The sequence below is a fragment of the Pectobacterium wasabiae CFBP 3304 genome (genome assembly GCF_001742185.1).
In the GTDB taxonomy this organism is placed as follows: domain Bacteria; phylum Pseudomonadota; class Gammaproteobacteria; order Enterobacterales; family Enterobacteriaceae; genus Pectobacterium; species Pectobacterium wasabiae.
On sequence record NZ_CP015750.1, the window covers coordinates 4,641,739 to 4,661,097 of the forward strand.

The following is a 19,359-nucleotide window of genomic DNA, read 5'->3' on the forward strand; positions in this document are numbered from 1 at the left end:
TGTCTACTTAGCTTAGAGCAGAAATACCATACATCAAATATCTAGTTTTTCGGGGGGGAGAAAAACACTCGGCAGCGGGCAGTTTCAAGAATGGCTTTTGAATGGAATTACTCTGTCCAAGGAATACGCCAGGTACTGCCATCTCGTTCGTTTGTGTAGAGCTTCCCACCATGCCCACGCTCATCAGTCCGGAAACATTTTTTGTCGCCGTCGCACGTGGTCCATGTTAGACGGGAATTTTTGATCTGCTCATTAAGAGATGACAGTTCTGTTCGGCGTTGCTGAATCTCGTCTAACGAAGGCACCAAAAATAAAATAGATGCGATAAAAATCAGCATCATTACAATCTGTGGACCCAGAATATAAAGCCAGTTCTTAAATTTGAGATTTTCTGCCGCTTCCTGGTACTGCTCTGTTGCTATTTTAGCTGCATCATTTGCCTGCCGAAACTTGGCACTCAGTAGCTCCGCAGCCCGGTTGGCAGTTGTTTCCGCTGAATCAGCTATCTTGTGGGAAACACCTTTTTCCAAAGTTTGAAGGTGGATGCTCATACTTTTAACAAAAGATTCCAAAGTCGCCGTTGCTTCCCTGGCTTTCTCACCATCGCACTCCGCTGCCTCCCTCAACTTTTTAGCCGCGTCAAAGAACAACTGGACATCATGATCTGTCAGGCGTCTATCCATGTTATCTCCCATAGCTCCGTCCTAGCTCCTTTTGCAGCTCTTTTTTCTTAAGCCCCGTTTCCAATGCTTTTTCCATCTTCAATTCCTGATATTGCCTATACGCCATCCATTTTTGATAGGACATGTTCAGCGCCATCAAATCCTCCAGCGCAACAAATTCTATGCCACCACCAGAACCCACAATCACAATCAGCGCACCCGCACCGGTTTCCCCCGCGCCCTGAAACCAGCGCACAAGCTTCAGATAGTCTTTCTCCAATGCATCCCGCTCATCGTTCTTCGACGAAACCGCGTCATCCGCCACGGATTCAATGAACCTCTCCAGAGCAAATGGCTGTTTCGCAGGTTTTTCTGTCTCGAATACATCAAGATAAGGAGAAAAGAATGCTTCAACACCTTTCAGAGCAGAGGGTGCCGTTTCCACATACCAGTGAACTCTGCGAGAGATACTCAGCATTTCCGGCGAACCTTCTATAGCCGGTAACAGATTCTTGTACCGAGAGAGTTCTTTTTTAGAGTAGTTCCCCTGTGCTTTGAACTCGATAAGACGTAACGTGCCTGGAAAATCGAGCAGAACATCACCTAGCGCCTTATCTTCCGGAGTCTGCTGCAACAAACTGACAGCACTCGGAAGGTATCCGGATTTAAGACGTCCTCCTATGGAAACACCCAATCCATAAAGAAAATTACCAATCACCACGTTTTCATAAAGTTTCACGTTCGTCCTTCCACTGCTCAATAACCATGTAACATCCATTTCCCATACATCTTATCTGAAAATATCTTTTACCATGAAGCACTCTGCCTCATTACCCCATACATTATTTATTTTTATCAGAAGCATGATCGTTAGAGCCACGCGAAGCCCCATTGACACCTCTGAGACACAAGACCTTCATATAACCATCCATTTCCCAACACAAAAAGAATTCCCCCCTACCGCATTGATACTCGATGGCACAGACAAACAGCGCTATATCAAAAGGCTCCAACAAGGGCAAAACAGGTAATGGAATGGGTTAAGGGGAAAGGCTCTACCCAGAAAAGGAAAAGGCCCGTGACCCCGCACCTGAGGCACCACAATGTTTACTCTGTTCCAGCGAAAAAAGCCCACGCCAGCCCAGCCAGATCTTGTCATGCCAGAAAAAGGGCTACTCCAGCCAGAACCCGCTGCGTCCTTGCTGGACACGCCTCGTCGGCAAAAGCTGCTGGAACATATCTGGCAACGCACCTCACTCTCTCGCAAGCAATTCATCACACTTTACCGCAGACCTCTGGAGCGCTACGCAGAGTTGGTACAGTTGTTTCCCGCCTCGGAAACGCATCATCATGCTTACCATGGCGGCATGCTCGATCACGGACTTGAGATCGTCGCCTTTGCATTGAAACTGCGACAATCCCACCTGCTGCCGGCAGGCACACCTCCGGAAGATCAAGCCACGCAATCAGAAGCCTGGACAGCAGCCATCGCTTATGCAGCCCTGCTCCACGACATCGGCAAGATCGCCGTTGATCTGCACATTGAGCACGAGGATGGCAGCCTCTGGCACCCCTGGCATGGACCGCTGAAACAGCCCTACCGCTTTCGCTACCGGGATGACCGTGAATACCGCCTGCACGGAGCCGCCACTGGCTTGCTCTACCGGCAAATACTCGATGGCCACATCCTCGACTGGCTTAGCAGCTACCCTGTCCTCTGGACTTCGCTGCTGTATGTGCTCGCTGGCCAATACGAACACGCCGGCATGCTGGGCGAACTCGTCATCCAGGCCGATCGCGCTTCAGTGGCTCAGGAACTGGGCGGAAATCCCAACCGCGTCATCCTGGCGGCTCCCAAGCAGGCGCTACAGCGCAAGTTACTCGACGGGTTGCGTTACCTGCTCAAGGAAGAATTGAAAATCAACCAGCCCCAGGCTTCGGATGGCTGGCTGACAGAGGACACGCTTTGGCTGGTCAGCAAGACCGTCTCTGACAAATTGCGAGCTCATCTGCTGGCACAGGGGATCGAAGGCATTCCATCCAATAACACGGCTGTGTTCAACGTGTTGCAGGAGCATGGCGTACTGCAGCCAACCCTAGATGGCAAGGCAATCTGGAAAGCCACCATCAGCAGCGCATCCGGTTGGTCACACAGTTTCACTCTGTTGAAACTCTCTCCGGCATTGATCTGGGAAACATCCGAGCGCCCGGCCCCCTTCACAGGAACGGTGACGGTAGACATCAGCCCCGCCGATAGCAACGACTTAATACCTGACGTCACTGAACCAGCAGTATCTGCCTCGTCCACCACACTTGGCATTGCAGCAGCGCAGGCAGCAACAGCGCAACACGCTGTCATGGAAGACATGCTTGCCATGCTGATCCCAACCGAAGCACCTCACACCGCACCTCCAGACAGCAACGCATCAGATGCTGATGAGCTAGCCTCGACACAGCCCTTGAATACACAATTCAATCCTGAGCCTACCAAACAACCTTCCGCCGATCATTTCATGATCTGGCTGCGAGAAGGGGTTCAATCCCGTAAGATCATCATCAATGATGCAAAGGCCCTGATACATAGCGTGGACGATACGGCTTTTCTAGTCAGCCCTGGCGTTTTCCAGCGCTATGCGCAAGAACACCTGCAAGTCGGGGCGTTTGCAAAACAGGAGAAAATTCAGGACTGGCAGTGGATACAGAAACGCTTTGAACATCTGCAAATCCATCGTAAACAAACCAACGGCCTGAACATCTGGGCCTGCACAATCAGTGGACTACGCAAATCACACCGACTGAACGGCTACCTGTTATCCGATCCCGAGTTGATTTTTGACGAAGCGCTGCCAAACAACCCGTATCTCTCACTTATATCATCTGCATCAGGATCGTGATTTGATCGCGATATATTCCCTTTTTTCAGTCCTGGCGTAAAATAGAGCTTCGCCTTTCTTCTCTGTCAAAAAGGTTCGTGCACTTGAAAGTGGTGATATGAAAATGAGGAAATTAGCACCCAAAGATGAATGCAATGACTTTGCAACTGATTTATATTAACTGCAATTTAACATCTACTAAAAAGCAGAGACAGACAAGATATTTCCGTCCCTGCTTTGGAATAAAAACCAAAAAATATTACTAAAATAATCCTAGAGCATATCAACTATTTTTTATTTGCTTGACTGCATCCAGAACTTTAGTCGAATAAGTTAAAGCGGCACCAGCATTCATATTGATCGCCACGCCTAAAGCCTCAGCTATTTCTCCTTCAGACGCGCCTGCTTTAACCGCACTTTCTGAATGAACAGCGATACATCCTTCGCAGCGGGTGGTCACCGCACAAGCGATCGCAATAAGTTCTCGCGTCTTCTCATCAAGGTGCCCTGTTTTTGCACCAGCGCCAGCCAAAGTCATTACTCCTTTTAGCGTATCTGGTGAGAGTTTCCCAAGGTCTCCAACTCGCTCAAGTAACCCAGCGCGCATATCTTTCCAATCAGTTACAGCCATATTTAACTCCTAATTGTCGTCAGTGGATTTATTAGTTTCAAGAGAATATGATCATATCTTCTTGAGATTATCCTGATATATAGAGGTGCTTCTTAGTACTCGCGACACAATACTTGCGCCTTCAAATGTACCAATTATTAGCCAAGCAGCTTTAAGTGGTAAAATATTTGGTGCAAGCTCGCCAGTTCGCTTTGCTGCAAGTAAAATTTTATTCAACCAATTGAGTTGAATATTAAAATAATCTGCGGTTAACCCCACAAATCTATCTACTAGTAGGTAGATATTACAGCCTTAAAAAATTAATCGCAATGCCTTTTTAAAGCATTACCGCAGGCTATCAAATCTTGATTTCATGAAGCCATTGTTCAACAGTTCTTGGTGAAAGACCAAGAAGGGACTGAGCGCTTGTGTGCGTGTCGATGGCTGAACCACGAGTTTTGGCTTTGGCTTCATAAGCATCAGCAACTTCATTTGCAGCGGCTTCACCGAAGAGCACTGCCAATTTTTTACCAAATTCTTGTGGGGTAATACTTTCGTATCTTATTGTATGCCCAAAATAACTAGAAAAGGCCTCAGCCAGTTCGCTGCCAGTAACAGCAGGCAGTAATCCTACACTCACAACACCAGTGACTGAACTGTCGGACAGCAGTAAGGAGGCCACATCAGCGATGTCCAGATGAGATGACCAAGACACTGGGAAATCAGCCCTAAGAGGATAAGGTAGTTTGAACTCCTGTTTAACCGCTTCAATGATGATGGGAAGCAACAGATTTTCCAGATACTGAACAGGGGCAACAGTAGCAACGGAAACGCCCGTGTTTTCGACCTCTCTCACTAAAGTCGGCAAAGCGTGCTTTTCATTACTACCAACAAGCTTCCAGCCACTAGTGGAAATAACCACTCGTTTTGGTCGCGCTTTATTAATCGCCTCAGCAATGTTGTGTGCATAGCTTAAACGTGTTTCCTCTGAGCCAAGAGGTAAGTGCACAAAAACGCCTTCGGCATCAGTATAGGCTTTCACAAGAGATTCTACTGATGAGAGATCAACACCAATCCCTCTCCCATTACCAACATTTGCGGGATCGCGAATGGCGGCAAAAACATTTTTTCCTTCAGCAAGTAACTTTTTGAACAAAGGTGCCCCTTGGGCTCCTGTTGCGCCATGAATAATATATTTCATAAAATTTCCTTGTCAGGATATTAAAAGGAATGATAATGCAAGTTGTGCATCAGTTACGTCAAATGCACTAATAGAAATTTATGCTTCTGAATCACAATAACTCTTGTTATGGGAATACTGGACTGACCCCACAACTGTAGACATTTCCTGTTCATACATAGAGTTCCCACGGTGCCAGTGTTAGCTATACCCGCTCTCGAACGTTACACGCAGGGCATCGGAACAAGGAATGCGTTGTAATGATTAATCAGAGTACGGTATTTCCCCTGGGATAAGGGTTATCGGGGTACTTACGAGTCGCGCGGCTAGATCGTGAATATATTCATCGGCAATCCCATAGTGGCGAAGTGAGTTATCCAGGCGCAAGACATAATCACGGTTACGCCCAAGGTTTCCAGATGCGACAGAGATATAAGAAATGACAGTATCGGGAGACGAATCCCTTTCGTAAAGCGGGTGTCCCGTGCTGGCAGCAAAGATAATCGCCTTGACAGTCTGTCCATTGGCAAGTGTGACGTCAGCCCATTCAGGTTCATACAACCCCCCTACCATTTCACGCATCCATACCAGCCTGAGCTCATTTTCCAGGTTATCCTGATGGAAACGGTAAGCCAGTCCTGAAGTACTTCCTCCTCGCTCCAGTGCAAGCATCCTGCCAGGCTGCTCAATATTCCCTCTCCCGAGAATCAGGCGAATACAGAAGCTGCGATGCCAGCCATCAAGAACAGCCCGTTGCTGTTCTACGAAATGAAAGAGCGGGTTGTAGATAAGAGATCCATAAGCAAAAATCCACAACGGATTACCCCACGAATGAATTTCCAGCATGTCTTTCATTGATTTCTCTATACGAGTTTCTGACCACCATTCCAGGCCGGGTACATCCCGAAATGCATTCAGGAATGTTCCGTTATTCAGCGTCTCTCTGTTCAGAACCACAGTTATTCTCTTTTGATTGGTTGACTGTTATTTTCCTTTGGGAAAACTGGAGCAATATAAAAACCTCTGATAATTTGTTTTTCAGAATGTAATTCCAGCCCTTATGCTCGGCTATCCGGTGCAAGTATGTAGTCCCCCTTCAGAGTGACGTTCCTGAGTAGCGAATAACAGTTGCATCTTCATTGACGACGTCGTCCACCCTGTGCCTTCACGGTCACAAGCTTATAAACCGCCCAAAAAACAGGGTCACTTTAGGAAGTCATCAGCCGTTCACCAACAGCAAACCTATCGATCCGGTCGGATCGAGCAGGACATATACTTGCTTAGACCGATATCTTCATGCAATCAGTGCCTGTTGCGACTGAAGTTCCTTACTCTTCAGAAGCAGATAACGAGAAAATTGAACCAGCCCTCTTGATTCATTGGTTCGCAACATTGAGACATCCAACGCATCGGGCCCAAGACGAAATCGGTCGAGGGCGTCCGCATCCTTAAAAATCTGATAGAGTCTGAGATACCGTTCACACCCTGAATGCCTTTTGGCAATTTCCGACAGACCGATGGCATCTTCCAGATCGTGAAAATACATGACGAAGCGAGCATGCTGATTCACGGGATTTTGCCTTTCCCGACAAAAATCACGATAGTACTCGGCCGCACGTTTTCCATGCCCTCTGTCGGTATAATCATCCTGACGGCGGGAGTCATGGAAAACTGCCGCCAAGCAAAGGACCTCCATATCCTCATCGCCGAGTTTTTTCAGGTGAGCCAGGATGAGCACCAGCAACAACACACGGGCGCAATGGTCCGGACCATGCCACATGCTGTCAGCCATCCAGAACTCAACGTGTTTTTCCATAAAGGCAAACCAGTGGAGGTAAAGCCGGGATACGGAAGGACACAGTTCCTCATCCAGAACGATACGCAGGATGGTTTCTGGGATCACAGGATCTTCCTTTTCTGGTATTAGCATGATGAGGGGTGAACAAGCGAAACAAGCTGCCTAAGGTGATAGCCAATATCTCCGTCAAGACCAATCGATTTACTGGCAATCGCATCAGGAATGTATAACTCAGCCCCTACATTGAAGGTGATATAGCGCGCATGAGGTTCCTGATGCACTCGGGACATGAAAGGCGCTTTGATTAACTGGTTACGCGCGCCCACGCCGAGTTCAAGAAAAACGATTTTTTTCTCCTCTGCCTCTGTCAGAAAATCACTGAACGCTTTCTGGTGTTCCTGCCACTGTGCACCTTTCAGAAAAAGGCGGCTGGTTTCAATATGTACCTGCATATGCCCACCACACTTCGGACACTCGGGGATAAGTTCCACGGGTACCTGCCCGTCGTATTGTTCCCGAGCCATTGCGATGAGGAGCTCATCCCCTGGATACAACTGGTCATGACAGGCTGCTGCACATTGCAGGTTTCGGCAGTTTCCCTCAAATTCGAACACACGTTCAGGAGCAAATCCCCCGACGGGGAAATGCGCATCAATATTCGATGTAACAACGAAATAGTTTTTATCCTTTACCAGATTATACAAATCCGCGATGACCGGATCCGGCATTCTGTCATGAAGGAAATAATCAAACACTCTGCTGAAAAAAGCCCACTTTTCACTTTCCCTCGGGAATGAATGAAAACATCCGCGAATGATATTGCGAAAACCGTGTTGCAAGCGAAAGTCACCAAATTTATCCATAAAAGCGGCATCCTCTGCAAAAAGATGAATACCTGCAGCAATAGACAGTCCATTACTGGCACCGATAATAATGGCATCCGCTTCCTGAATAGAGTGCGCGGCACTTGTTAATTCTCTGGTCATGCGATTTCCCCTGATTCTGTGGTCTCAGAAGACACTGGACTCTCTGCATATGTAACCAGATCATGCAGGACATGAGCTATATCAGCATCAAACGTTATCGTCTTGTTTCGCAGTAAATCATGCGTGGGCGGTTCACCTTTATTGATTCGCACCAGAAAGGCATTCGGCCAGTGATAAGCCGCCACCGAGAACGGGTTCTTGATGATATTAGGAGTCATCCGCCCAACGCCGAGCTCCAGTAGCACAATTTTCTTTTCCGAGTACTGTTCAATAAAATCCTGGTATTTGCGCATGTAGTTTTCCCAATGCGCGCCCTCCAGGAAAACAGGAGAACGGAACCAAGGTTCCATCTCAGCGCCGCAGCGGGGACAACACGGGATCAGTTCCGAAGGAATGCGGGTATCAATAATCTGTGCTGCGATTTCTCTGACAATATCCTCAGACGGATACACGGCGTCATGACAGGGCCTGCCGCACTGAAGCCAATGGGAAGTTCCCTGTGGATAGCAGAGCTTTTCATCAGGAAAGAGTTTGGAAAACTGCAGGTCTTGGTTTGTGGTAATGATAAAGTAATTTTTATCACTAATAAGTTTATGCAGATCCACATACGTTTTCCCAGCGGGCTGATCGAACATCAGCTTGCCGTGTTTGGCAAGATATGACCAGCGCTCCTCGCTGCTTGGATACCGATGATAAAGTGCATCACAGAGATTGCGAATACCATAATTCCTCTGGAATTCACTGAAGTTGTCCCGAAAATATTTACTGTAACCGTAAAAATCGTGCTGGTTTGCCGCTGACATACCGGCGGCTCCGCCGATCAGAATTGCATCAGCATCCTGGATTTTCTGGTAAATGGTTGCAATGTGATCTCGGTACTGCTGTTGCTGATTAGACATAGCCTGTCTCTTTTCTAATTCTGTTGTCGAATCGGCTGCACCACGACAGCCGGAAGTAGGCACGGTAAATCCATTTCCCGATAACTCAGGGAAGCAGACTAATAAGCCGGTATGTTGTGAGAAAGAAGGTTAGCGTTCGGTGAGACGGGGCATACCCCAAGCATCAGCAATGAGTTCTGTCGAACGGTAAATGGCTTTTTGCGAATAGCCCAGATTCAGAATCATTATTTCATCCGCATTGACACGCTTATGCCATTCCCCTATCTGTCCGACAACCTGTTGACCTGTTCCACTCATGATCTTGGCATTCCACATGTTCATCAGGCGCAGCTCAACCGTAGAGTAATCATAATCACGGGCTTCTTCTGGTGTCGGAACCACAAAAGAACGTCCAGTGCTCATCCGCATCATGGCATGAGAATAGGCCCACGCCTGCTGCCGAGCTTCGTGTTCATCATCTGCGGCCATCACACCAAAACTTGCGATCACATAAGGACGGTCGAGCACAGTTGACGGGCGAAAATCTTTACGGTAAAGCTCCACGGCCATTTCAACATTCTGATCGGCGAGGTGTGCGGCGAAGGCAAACGGAAACCCTCTCTGTGCAGCAGCGCGTGCCGAATAATCAGACGAACCCAGCAACCAGACCGGAGGACGCTCAAACGAGCGGGGGATACCATTCTCTCGGTCCTGTATCGGACCGGGTACGGCGTAAACGCCAGCTTTTGAGTAATGATGTCCATCCGGGAATGAGCCATCAAGGAAGTGGAGCAGTTCATCCAGTTGCTTTGGAAAACTGTCTCCTCTTGTATCCCCACGGCGCAAAGCCGAGGCTGTGGCCATGTCCGTTCCCGGTGCACGGCCAACACCCAAATCGATACGTCCAGGAGCCAGCGATGCCAGCAGGCCGAACTGTTCAGCCACAACCAGCGGTGGGAAATTGGGTAACATCATACCGCCCGCACCAAGGCGAATATGCTGGGTCTCTCCCGTCAGTCTAGCCAGGAGCAGCGGAGGGGAGGATGTTGTTACACCAGGCATAGCATGATGCTCAGCGATCCAGTAACGGGTAAAACCGCGCTGATCGGCAAGACGTGCCAACCTGACGCTATCTGCCAACGCTTCCTGAGCACTGACCCCTTTCCCTGCCATTGCGAAATCCAGGAGCGAAAGAGGAACCGGTGCAGAGCCCTGTTTTGTTCCAAAAATAGAATGATTCAAGAGTAACAACTCCTCAAAATTAAGTCGGGGCCACATCAATGTCGCAGTAATGGTGACCGTTTCATTGATTAATTTTGAAGCTATTACTCACATTCCACAATTGGCTTAAATGACAATATGCGTTAAAAATGGGTCATTTAATTCAGCGCTGCAGTTTACTAGCCTTTATGCAGCCACATATTGCTGTATCTACAGAGAATGGGGGTAAATGCGGCATAAGATATTCAATGCTGAATTTTCATACTACGCATTGTGAGCGGTTAAACAGTTGAGACTCCATTAATTTTTCTTCGAATCACGCATCCTGCAAAAAGTCCGCCGATATTCCGAGGGTGAAGTCTGCAGATAAGCTGAAAACTGTAAACGCAGCGATAGCGGAGTCCCAAACCCTACCTCTGTGGCTATACATTCCACTGGCAGTTCTGTCGTCTCAAGCAACTGCTGTGCGAGGAAAACGCGCTCCGCATTAAGCCATTTCGTAACGGTTGTCCCTGTCGTTTCGCGAAAACGGCGCGTAAATGTTCGCCTGCTCATTTTTGCAATCGTAGCAAGAGTATCCACATTGATTGGTTCAGATAGATGTTCACGAGTCCATTCGATCACTTCAGCCATGCGTCCGATGCAAGCCATCTGCGGGACAGGCCGCTCAATGTACTGAGTCTGTCCCCCTGGCCGATGAGGCGGGGTAACCAGTTGCCTTGCCATACGGTTGGCCATATCAGAACCATGCTGAATGCGGATTATTTCAAGACAACAGTCAAATGCCGCAACGGTACCTGCGGAAGTAACTATATTCCCATCAGTGACATACAACACATCAGGACGAAACTCTACTTTCGGAAAACGTCGGGCAAATAGCTCCCGCGCAATCCAGTGGGTCGTTGCCGCTCTGCCGTCCAGCAGACCAGCTGCAGCGAGAACAAAAGCCCCCAGACAGAAGCCGATAATAAGCGCTCCACGCCGATTTGCTTCCTGAAGCTCACTGATAATATCAGCAGGTACTTCCGCTTCCGGAGTCTCCCATGCCGGAACAACAATAATATCTGCCTGTCGCATCACCTCCAACCCATCAGGAACGTCGATAACAATCCCCTGATCGCTCGTGATACGACCCGGTATATGGGCACAAATCCGTACCGCATAGTCTGGAAAACCTAGCGGTTTGTTCACCACTCCGAATGCGACGGCAGGCACAGAAAGCTGAAACAGACTCACACCTTGAAAAGCAAGTACGGCGACATGAATAGTGGACACCTTATCCCCCAGCTTATTCAACTGAATACCCTTAGTGGGAATAGCCATAGCAGGCCCTTATTGCGAACGTCATAATCCATCTTCCTGCCTTTGATTGCTTTCATCACTTGTTCCACGGAATGTTTTTCTCCAGTCACTCGGACTAACTCCTGTCCTCTCTCGGAATATTTGCCGGAAGGTAATAACCGACTGAAAACCAACTTTATCTGATACCTGCTCGACAGATAATCGTGTTATTTCAAGCAATTCCTGACTACGATGTAGACGCTCTGTTGTCAACCAGTCACCAACAGACATCCCCGTCGCCTTCAGGAAATGCCGAGTCAACGTTCTACGACTCATGGAAGCAAACCGCGCCAAAGAATCAATGTTATGCACCTGATGTAGATTTCGCTGTAGATAATCAAGCAGCATATTTATTCGGTTGTCTGTCGTACTTCGGGGAACAACTTGTTCAATAAACTGAGCCTGACCACCATTACGGTGCGGTGGTACGACCATCCGGCGAGCTATCCGGTTCGCCAACTGGTTACCAAAACGTTGGCGGATAAGATAAAGGCAACAATCCAGAGCCGCAGCCGTTCCAGCCGAAGTAACCAGACCATCATCCTCTGTGTAAAGCACATTGACATCGAGCCGCACCTTCGGAAATAGCTGATGGAATATTTTTTCATATTCCCAGTGTGTAGCAGCGCGATGTCCATCCAGGAGACCAGCATAAGCCAGTACAAAACCACCGAGACAAAGCCCGACGATACTCGCGCCCGCGCCTCTAGCGGCTACCAGTGCATCCATTAAGTACTGTGAAGGTTTTTCCTTAACATTATTCCAGAAGGGAATAATGACAATATCGGATTCTGGCAGTACATCCAGATTATACTCTGCCCTGACGGCAGTACCTTCATCTGACCAAATAATTCCGGGCTGTTCCGCACAAATCCGGCAGACAAAAAGTTTCTGTTCCGTTACAGCATCACTGAAAAGAATCAACGGAACTGACAGATGAAAGGTACTGAACCCTTCAGTGATAACAATAGCGACCGTAACCGTGGACATACCAGTTCCTGAACATAGGTAAAGTCAAAGGATGGCAGATTCACCATCCATTGGAGCAATGACAAAATCCTGAATTTTATTTACGGTTGCGTACTCTAGCAGTTCCCTACGGGTCAGCAGACAGTGGTTTACGGCCTCCATATGTGTGGCGATTATCTGAGCTTCAGGCAACAGGAAATGAGCCTTCAGGACATCCTCTTTACCGAAAATAATGGCACCGAATCCCAGAACATGAGCCCACCCGACGTTCATGATAACCACTCCCGGATTGTACTGGCACATATTACTGGCAATATCCCGAGTCCAGATTGAGTCACCGACAAGGTAAAGTGTTTTCTCATCGGGATGCTGAAACACCACACCGGAGGCGTCGCCGCAAAGTGCAGCCATCTGGGGGTCAGCATAAGCTGCGTCAGACCCATGCTGACAAGCAGTCCTGACTAATGAAATTTCGCCAAACTGGCTGTATTCGGAAAGAGTGACCAGGTTGGTGAACCCCTGCGTACACAGGAGCTGTTTGTCACCATCATTCTGGACATAAATAAGTTTATCTTTAGGAATAACGTTAACTGCGGTCTCATCCCAATGATCCGGGTGAGTGTGGGTGACAATAATGGCATCGACATCCAATAGCGTGTCTGTATCAAAAGGTAATGGCACCATTGGGTTACGGATATCTGAATTTACAGTACCTTCAAACCCCGGCCATGCGTCTTTATCAGCCAACATTGGATCGATAAGAAATTTCTTACCCGCATAAGTAATAATCTGGGTGGCATTACGTACTTGTATGATTTTCATAATAATGGCTCTTTTAAGAGGCAAATAAGGAGCGGTAGCCAGAGAGTGTCATGGCCCGTTGCTGTTATTATGGTGGAATCAGGAAATCTCGCCGTAAGGCAAAAGGTCAGTTTTCGATGAAATCGGGTCATTTATCGATAAAATGTAGATAAATTTCATCACTGATAGGACTACGACCTCATTATGAAAATTCACCGGAAGGGGCAGCACTCACCTAAAAGCGGTAAATACAGTTAGCGATCTGACACATGTCGTGAAGAAAACCAGAAATAAGCATAACTAAAACGGCATTGCCTATTCTGACAATGCCGGGAAACAACTGGCGACGCTCCTGTGATAGAGCGAACACCAGCAGGCTGGATGGTATGTAAGGATATAACGCTTGTCAGACGAAAAGGTATGCTTCTGTTGACTTCACGGTACCATATCCAAACTCAAATGCAGCCATCATCGCCGCATGCACATGAGCAGCGGGAACCGTTACGCCGCCGAAGGTGAGGTCAAGCGTGGCACAAGCGTCATGCAATACCGTAACTGGGTAGCCCATATCAGCGGATGCCCGCACACACGCATCTACACACATATGGCTCATCGCACCAACAATGACCACTTCCTCAACCCCATGCGTATCGAGTTGCTGTTTGAGATCTGTTTCACGAAATGCATTAATGTAATTTTTGACAATGACTGGTTCTCCAGCCACCGGAGCCACAGCAGGCTGAATCTCTACCCCTTCAGTGCCCGGCACAAACACAGGGACCTCTCCATTAGCAAATTCATGACGAATATGGAAAACAGGTATCCCCTTCTGTCGTGCATCGGCAATCACTTTTGCTGCATTTTCTGCTGCTGCCTCAATCCCTGAAAGAGGCAGCTTGCCGTCCGGTAGATACTCATTCTGAAGATCAATAACGATTAAACCACGTTGTTTCATGATGTTTTCCTGTTTGCGCTTTTAATGAACACTATTATGGCAGTAGGGTAACAACCAAAACAGTGGCACTATCGACATTAAAAGTGCCAAAAACGACAAAACGAATTTTCTCAAGGCTTTTGTCGAAACAGTAATACAGTAGGTTGCTTATTAATGAGAGTTAGTTACACACCAGTTTCTGTGTAATCCAAATCTGTTGTTCAACAGCACTTAAATAACGACTAGCCCCTTAGAAGGGTGTATATAGAATGGCCCTAGAGGTGACTCGAATGTAAAATTGGAATACCTATCACCATGCCATGTTTAATCTCGTCGGCGAACTCGCAAATCTGAACCCAGATACCATACGCGGAATACTGAAATTTGAGAAAAGCGCCGAAAAACTGCGAAGATTGGCGCAAAGATTTATAAGTTTATTGCATTTGCGGTAGCAGCCATAATACGATGTAGCGAATACATCGCCTGGCACGCAATTACTTTTAACGCATTGAATTACCTTGTTTTTCTCGGAGAGCGTTTTCGATGTATAGGAAGATTTATTTAACAACTGATCTGGAGAAAAGCCGACTTATTGGCTATCGCTCCCCTATATTTAGTCCTCAGTAAACGGTTTTTTGAGGCTTACTCGGAGAGTTCCATGCTGATTCAAAGTATAATGTACCCAGACTTTACGACGTTAGATTTGATCGGTGCGCAGCAAACCCTGTCTATGCTGCCCAATGCACGGATTGAATGTGTCGCAGCCGAAGCAGGACCAGTCATGACTGACGCTGGTGTGGCGTTGATAGCGGATAAGTCGTTCAAAACAGCATCCCGCTCACCTGACATCATTCTCGTGCCTGGCGGTCGAGCCTCCTCCATTGATGTGCTGGAGGACAGCACAATGGTGGATTTTGTCGCCAGACAGGGAGCTGATGCGACCTGGGTGTGCTCCGTCTGCTCGGGAGCGTTGCTGCTCGGTATGGCTGGGTTGCTCGAGGGCTACCGCGCAGCTTCGCACTGGTCAGTAATCGATACATTGGCCGCATTTGGTGCAATCCCGACCCACCAACGTGTTGTGATTGACCGCAACCGGGCGACCGGTGGCGGCGTAACCGCGGGCGTCGATTTTGGCCTGACGCTCGCTGGCGTGATTGCTGGTGAAGACTATGCCAGGATTCTCGAATTAGTCATCGAATATAATCCACAGCCGCCCTTCGGCACGGGGCATCCTACGCTCGCTGACACAAAAACGATGGAAATCGCTCGTCCGATTATCGAAGACGGCGTATCGACGGCACGGATCTGGGAACTGGCGAAGACGCGCAGGGGTGCTGCTTGAAGACGACTCTGGCAAGCGCATTTTGGGATTTGCCTTTATAGAACCCTACTATGCAATGCCCCGAATAGAGAGACCCTGACGTAAAAGAACTGCAATCTCCACACGTAATGCCAATGTCAATATGGGCTGCCTCTTTTACCGTGGGTCTGTTTTACATTGGCATGTGGCCCATTTTTACATCGGTACTACTAAATATAAATTGTGCAAGTGGATGACCACTCATCGCTTAATGAGCAATCCGCTGAGAGATCTTAAGTACCACAACAACGGGCATAAATTCGCTTATTCTTCATCAGAAGGACACATCATCGATGTGGCTTTCCATATTAACAAGAATGCCCCTGACATGGTCGTCATCAATTTCGTAAAAATCAGTTTTGCCTTTCGTTCACTTCTGAGCCGTCTCGACCCTCTTAGCAATCGCAGATGATTGCTGACTAGTGCCAGCGCTGAAACGACGCCGATACTCGCCGGGTGAAAGCCCCACAATCCGAGTAAATACCTTACGGAAAGCCCCAGGGTCGAGATAACCGACGTCCCATGAAACGCGCTCAATGGATGCAGTCTCAAACTGCAACAATTCCCTAGCCCTACCGACCCGAAGGCGCTGACAATATTCAGTACTCGTCATCCCAGTCGCTTTCTGGAAGCGACGCAGAAATGTTCTCTCTTCAAGACCAGCATGCGCAGCGAGTACCGAGAGTCTGATGTCCTTAGCCTGAGTCGCCTGTAACCAATGCTGCACTTTGAGAACAGCAGAATCACCGTGAGTCAGTATTGGAGAAAAAACACTGTAATACCGTTGCTCGCGGCCCGGAGGATCAACTAACAACATCCGTGCGGTTTCGACCATAATGGTTGGCCCAAGAAGACGGTCAACAAGCCTAAGTCCCATGTCTGTCCAGGACATCAGTCCACCCGCAGTGATGATATCCCCATCGTCAATGATCAGTTGATCCGCATCGACAAGCACTGATGGGAAACATTGTTTTAAGAGATCCGCATATACCCAGTGCGTGGTCATTCGGCGGCCGGTCATAAGGCCCGTTGCCGCCAGTAAAAATGCGCCTGCGCACACAGAACCCAGAACCACTCCCTGGGCATGTTGGCTACGAAGCCAATTTGTCATTTCGTCAGCTACATCAACATTTACAGGATTAGTCAATGTTGGGGGAATGACCATTGCAGAAATCACCGAGGCAGCGTCCTCGGTGCCAGTATCAAAAACACGCACCGGCTCAGAGGACATTTCCTTCTGTTGCCAGTGCGATACCCGCAAAATTTTCCCACTATTCTTTTTACCGGTAGACGAAAACTGGTTTGCAACACAAAACAGATCCGTCAGACCAAGTACTGCCGCCTGCTGAACTCCAGGATAAAGCAACAACCCAATCTCTTCAGTGAGCACGTCATCCATTGTCGTTATTACCCCTAATTATGTCGATAATGACACTTGTCACTTTAACATTTCAAGCAGAAGCTAGGTAGTGAAAATTATCACTGTATGAAAGAGGGAATTATGACAACGTTGACACTCGACTGGACTGGTTTAACCCAAGGCTCAGGTATTATCGAATCTGAGGAAATGAAACTTCCTGTCGCTATTCCACAGCACTTTGGCGGCACCGGAAAAGGAGCCAATCCTAAGGATCTGCTCTTGGCCTCCGCTGCATCATGTTATTTAATGACTCTTGCAGCCATGTTACAGGGCCACAACATTCCAGCATCTGGTATCACACTGCGTTCAGAATTAACTGGCACACAAAAAGCGAACATGAAAATCGTACATAATGTGGAAATTGCACTCAATGAAGAAACCACGCAGGCGCAATTAAAAAATGCGCAGGCTCTGGTAGAGGATGCAGACAAATCATGCATGATTGGAAATCTGTTGAAAGATGCTGGGGTACACATTGCAGTATCCGGTGATGCAGTAATCTCTTCGAGTAACATGTAAGTAATACCGCACCATCTGAAATTTTATGATACGGTATTTTTTCTGAAATAAGAGGCGATTTTACAGCAATCGCCCCTTAAAGACTGATTCACAACAATGATAGTTAGAATAGCACCTCGGTCTGAACACCTACAGTGAACTGATCTTTTTTTCTGTCGGGGAAAGTAAAGCGATCAATATCGTTATCAAGAACATGTAACCAGGTACCGTAAAAGCGTATCTCTGGCCTAGAGGTCAGCATACTCGTCCCCACTTTGAAGGCATGAAAGAGCGTGGTTTTTGTGCCCGATTCGGTATAACTATTCTCGTTGAAGTCCGTATTTTTTTGCTTGAACCAACCCAGTTCAACTCCAGTCTGGTTGAAGGTATCCCAGATGTAAGACGGGCGGACCACTGCTCTTATACTTTCGAAATCAGAATGTGCTCCCGTATCTGGGCTGAAAATATCTTTGCCAGCCGAGAGCACCACTGCATTTGCCATAATGACGTTATCGGTAAGATATATTTCACCCTGTGATATCAGTCTGTACGCAATACCATTTGTATGGTCACCGTAATAGAAATTCCCATAACCATAAGATGCCGTTGCATCTGAGTAGTTAGAAAAGTTACTGGCTATGGAGTTATTCGCCGCCTGTAAAGCAAAATCATTAAAGCCGCCACGAGGTAATTTTGCTTTTAACAGAGCGTGTGCAAACCATGTTTCTTTTAAATCATAATATTGCTGTTCATTACTGCCTTTCTTCTGAGTATCGGTTTTATTCGGCGCAAGATACTTACCAGAAAAACTTAATGTTATGTTATCTCCAAGAGGGAGGTTATTGTATCTTAACTCCACCTGATTTGTATTCGTATCGCTTGTATCATTGCATTTCGTACCGATGTCACAGGCAGTACTGTAGACTTTCAAGTCTTCTCTGGTGATAGCGAAATCCATAGTTCCGGGACCCACTGGCAATTTCTCGATACCAAAACCAGTACCTGCGCTCCCGCGAAGAATTTTCCAGTCAAGCATCTGTAGTTCATAGGCTTTTAAAGCACGACGTCCGACCCAGAAATCAGCACCTTCAGCAAAAGGGACATATCCTTTAGTGGTGATATACAGATCCTGGAACTGTAATTTATTTTCATTCGATGAATCATCGCCAAACCAGGCATTAGCTTGCCCCTGCCCGACATTCCCGTCTATTTTTAAAACCGCGCTAATCTCATGCACATCATCACGATAAACGCGTTGTCTCGCGATAAAATCAAACCAGTTCGTGTATTCGTTACCAAAACGTCCCAGAGAACCAATAGCCCAGGATTTCGGCCCTCCATTTGATGACGTCCCCCACCCTGCACGGAAATAACCTATTGCACTGAATCCAATATCGTCCTTAACATACTTACTAATGTCGGCAAGAGATACTGCATCAGTAACATTAGCCTCTTTTATTTCCTTAGGCACAACTGTTGTCGCATCTTTTACCATCATCTTTTTAGTAGAGGTGGGCTTAATTTCTGAAGGGAAATTTTTATTCGCCTTCTTATATTCAGCGAGTTCTTGTTGTGTACTGGCCAGTACTTGTTTGTTCGCCCGAAATTCTTTCTCCAGCATCTCAAGCCGCTGTTCAATGATAAGAGGGGTAGCATAAACAAGGTTGGTAGACACCATTAGTGGAAAAAATAACATAATTAGCTTCAGGTTATATTTATTCATTATCGACCTTCAGAAAAAATAATTAAAAGAAAATAGCAGAAGAAAACACTGACAATAAAGAAATCTCAGTACCCCCATCCTTATCGAAGAGATCTTAAGGAATTT

At 47.3% G+C, this 19,359-nt stretch carries 18 protein-coding genes; 3 read left to right on the top strand and 15 right to left on the bottom strand.

The annotated features are described in order from the left end of the window. Nucleotides 1-107: 107 nt before the first annotated feature. Both A7983_RS21100 and A7983_RS21105 read right to left on the bottom strand, forming a co-directional pair. Nucleotides 108-683 carry a hypothetical protein gene (locus A7983_RS21100; protein ID WP_152413512.1) on the bottom strand — a complete coding sequence of 192 codons (576 nt, stop codon included), beginning with the start codon at nt 681-683 and terminating at the stop codon, nt 108-110. A gap of 1 nt (nt 684) precedes the next feature. Next, a complete protein-coding gene (locus tag A7983_RS21105) occupies nt 685-1,401 on the bottom strand; it encodes a hypothetical protein (protein ID WP_005967010.1) in 717 nt (238 codons plus the stop codon). Nucleotides 1,402-1,765: 364 nt separating this feature from the next. On the opposite strand from A7983_RS21105, the gene mobH reads away from it, so the two are divergent. Beyond that, nucleotides 1,766-3,556 carry a MobH family relaxase gene (mobH, locus tag A7983_RS21110; RefSeq protein ID WP_005967014.1) on the top strand — a complete coding sequence of 597 codons (1,791 nt, stop codon included), beginning with the start codon at nt 1,766-1,768 and terminating at the stop codon, nt 3,554-3,556. Between the two features lie 262 nt (nt 3,557-3,818). Here mobH and A7983_RS21115 read toward each other — a convergent pair whose 3' ends face one another. From A7983_RS21115 to A7983_RS21165, 11 genes are all read right to left on the bottom strand, one after another. After that, on the bottom strand, nt 3,819-4,166 hold the full coding sequence (locus tag A7983_RS21115; RefSeq protein ID WP_005967016.1) for a carboxymuconolactone decarboxylase family protein: 348 nt from the start codon (nt 4,164-4,166) through the stop codon (nt 3,819-3,821). A 337-nt stretch (nt 4,167-4,503) separates the two neighbouring features. Beyond that, complete coding sequence (locus tag A7983_RS21120; RefSeq protein WP_005967018.1) at nt 4,504-5,346, bottom strand: NmrA family NAD(P)-binding protein; 843 nt, start codon at nt 5,344-5,346, stop codon at nt 4,504-4,506. A 243-nt stretch (nt 5,347-5,589) separates the two neighbouring features. After that, nucleotides 5,590-6,282 (bottom strand): gamma-glutamylcyclotransferase, encoded by a 693-nt coding sequence (locus A7983_RS21125; RefSeq protein WP_005967020.1) that lies wholly within the window; start codon nt 6,280-6,282, stop codon nt 5,590-5,592. 337 nt (nt 6,283-6,619) lie between these two features. Then, on the bottom strand, nt 6,620-7,228 hold the full coding sequence (locus A7983_RS21130; RefSeq protein WP_005967022.1) for a hypothetical protein: 609 nt from the start codon (nt 7,226-7,228) through the stop codon (nt 6,620-6,622). A gap of 20 nt (nt 7,229-7,248) precedes the next feature. After that, entirely contained in the window at nt 7,249-8,109 is an 861-nt protein-coding gene (locus A7983_RS21135) for an SIR2 family NAD-dependent protein deacylase (protein ID WP_005967024.1), read from the bottom strand. Continuing rightward, nucleotides 8,106-9,008 carry an SIR2 family NAD-dependent protein deacylase gene (locus A7983_RS21140; protein WP_043885388.1) on the bottom strand — a complete coding sequence of 301 codons (903 nt, stop codon included), beginning with the start codon at nt 9,006-9,008 and terminating at the stop codon, nt 8,106-8,108. The genes A7983_RS21135 and A7983_RS21140 overlap by 4 nt, the downstream gene beginning before the upstream one ends. A 129-nt stretch (nt 9,009-9,137) precedes the next feature. Then, nucleotides 9,138-10,229, bottom strand: a complete 1,092-nt coding sequence (locus A7983_RS21145) for an LLM class flavin-dependent oxidoreductase (RefSeq protein WP_005967026.1) — start codon at nt 10,227-10,229, stop codon at nt 9,138-9,140. Nucleotides 10,230-10,508: 279 nt separating this feature from the next. Further along, complete coding sequence (locus tag A7983_RS21150) at nt 10,509-11,531, bottom strand: GlxA family transcriptional regulator (protein WP_005967028.1); 1,023 nt, start codon at nt 11,529-11,531, stop codon at nt 10,509-10,511. A gap of 21 nt (nt 11,532-11,552) precedes the next feature. Continuing rightward, nucleotides 11,553-12,539 (bottom strand): GlxA family transcriptional regulator, encoded by a 987-nt coding sequence (locus tag A7983_RS21155; protein ID WP_005967030.1) that lies wholly within the window; start codon nt 12,537-12,539, stop codon nt 11,553-11,555. 24 nt (nt 12,540-12,563) lie between these two features. Beyond that, a complete protein-coding gene (locus tag A7983_RS21160) occupies nt 12,564-13,340 on the bottom strand; it encodes an MBL fold metallo-hydrolase (protein ID WP_005967032.1) in 777 nt (258 codons plus the stop codon). 385 nt (nt 13,341-13,725) lie between these two features. Then, a complete protein-coding gene (locus A7983_RS21165) occupies nt 13,726-14,274 on the bottom strand; it encodes a cysteine hydrolase family protein (protein ID WP_005967034.1) in 549 nt (182 codons plus the stop codon). A gap of 637 nt (nt 14,275-14,911) precedes the next feature. Here A7983_RS21165 and A7983_RS21170 point away from each other — a divergent pair. Then, nucleotides 14,912-15,595, top strand: coding sequence for a DJ-1/PfpI family protein (locus tag A7983_RS21170; RefSeq protein WP_005967036.1), 684 nt, complete (start codon nt 14,912-14,914; stop codon nt 15,593-15,595). A gap of 388 nt (nt 15,596-15,983) precedes the next feature. Here the strand turns inward: A7983_RS21170 and A7983_RS21175 are convergent, their stop codons facing one another. Then, nucleotides 15,984-17,012, bottom strand: coding sequence for a GlxA family transcriptional regulator (locus A7983_RS21175; protein ID WP_005967038.1), 1,029 nt, complete (start codon nt 17,010-17,012; stop codon nt 15,984-15,986). Nucleotides 17,013-17,114: 102 nt separating this feature from the next. Here A7983_RS21175 and A7983_RS21180 point away from each other — a divergent pair, with 102 nt between their 5' ends. Beyond that, a complete protein-coding gene (locus A7983_RS21180) occupies nt 17,115-17,552 on the top strand; it encodes an OsmC family protein (RefSeq protein ID WP_005967040.1) in 438 nt (145 codons plus the stop codon). A gap of 103 nt (nt 17,553-17,655) precedes the next feature. Here A7983_RS21180 and A7983_RS21185 read toward each other — a convergent pair whose 3' ends face one another. Then, complete coding sequence (locus tag A7983_RS21185; RefSeq protein WP_005967042.1) at nt 17,656-19,254, bottom strand: carbohydrate porin; 1,599 nt, start codon at nt 19,252-19,254, stop codon at nt 17,656-17,658. Between the last annotated feature and the right edge of the window lie 105 nt (nt 19,255-19,359).

Coding starts and splice junctions, on each gene's coding strand:
- A7983_RS21100 (WP_152413512.1), bottom strand. CDS start 683: ATGGATAGACGCCTGACAGATCATGATGTCCAGTTGTTCTTTGACGCG.
- mobH (WP_005967014.1), top strand. CDS start 1,766: ATGTTTACTCTGTTCCAGCGAAAAAAGCCCACGCCAGCCCAGCCAGAT.
- A7983_RS21115 (WP_005967016.1), bottom strand. CDS start 4,166: ATGGCTGTAACTGATTGGAAAGATATGCGCGCTGGGTTACTTGAGCGA.
- A7983_RS21120 (WP_005967018.1), bottom strand. CDS start 5,346: ATGAAATATATTATTCATGGCGCAACAGGAGCCCAAGGGGCACCTTTG.
- A7983_RS21135 (WP_005967024.1), bottom strand. CDS start 8,109: ATGACCAGAGAATTAACAAGTGCCGCGCACTCTATTCAGGAAGCGGAT.
- A7983_RS21140 (WP_043885388.1), bottom strand. CDS start 9,008: ATGTCTAATCAGCAACAGCAGTACCGAGATCACATTGCAACCATTTAC.
- A7983_RS21150 (WP_005967028.1), bottom strand. CDS start 11,531: ATGGCTATTCCCACTAAGGGTATTCAGTTGAATAAGCTGGGGGATAAG.
- A7983_RS21155 (WP_005967030.1), bottom strand. CDS start 12,539: ATGTCCACGGTTACGGTCGCTATTGTTATCACTGAAGGGTTCAGTACC.
- A7983_RS21160 (WP_005967032.1), bottom strand. CDS start 13,340: ATGAAAATCATACAAGTACGTAATGCCACCCAGATTATTACTTATGCG.
- A7983_RS21165 (WP_005967034.1), bottom strand. CDS start 14,274: ATGAAACAACGTGGTTTAATCGTTATTGATCTTCAGAATGAGTATCTA.
- A7983_RS21170 (WP_005967036.1), top strand. CDS start 14,912: ATGCTGATTCAAAGTATAATGTACCCAGACTTTACGACGTTAGATTTG.
- A7983_RS21175 (WP_005967038.1), bottom strand. CDS start 17,012: ATGGATGACGTGCTCACTGAAGAGATTGGGTTGTTGCTTTATCCTGGA.
- A7983_RS21180 (WP_005967040.1), top strand. CDS start 17,115: ATGACAACGTTGACACTCGACTGGACTGGTTTAACCCAAGGCTCAGGT.
- A7983_RS21185 (WP_005967042.1), bottom strand. CDS start 19,254: ATGAATAAATATAACCTGAAGCTAATTATGTTATTTTTTCCACTAATG.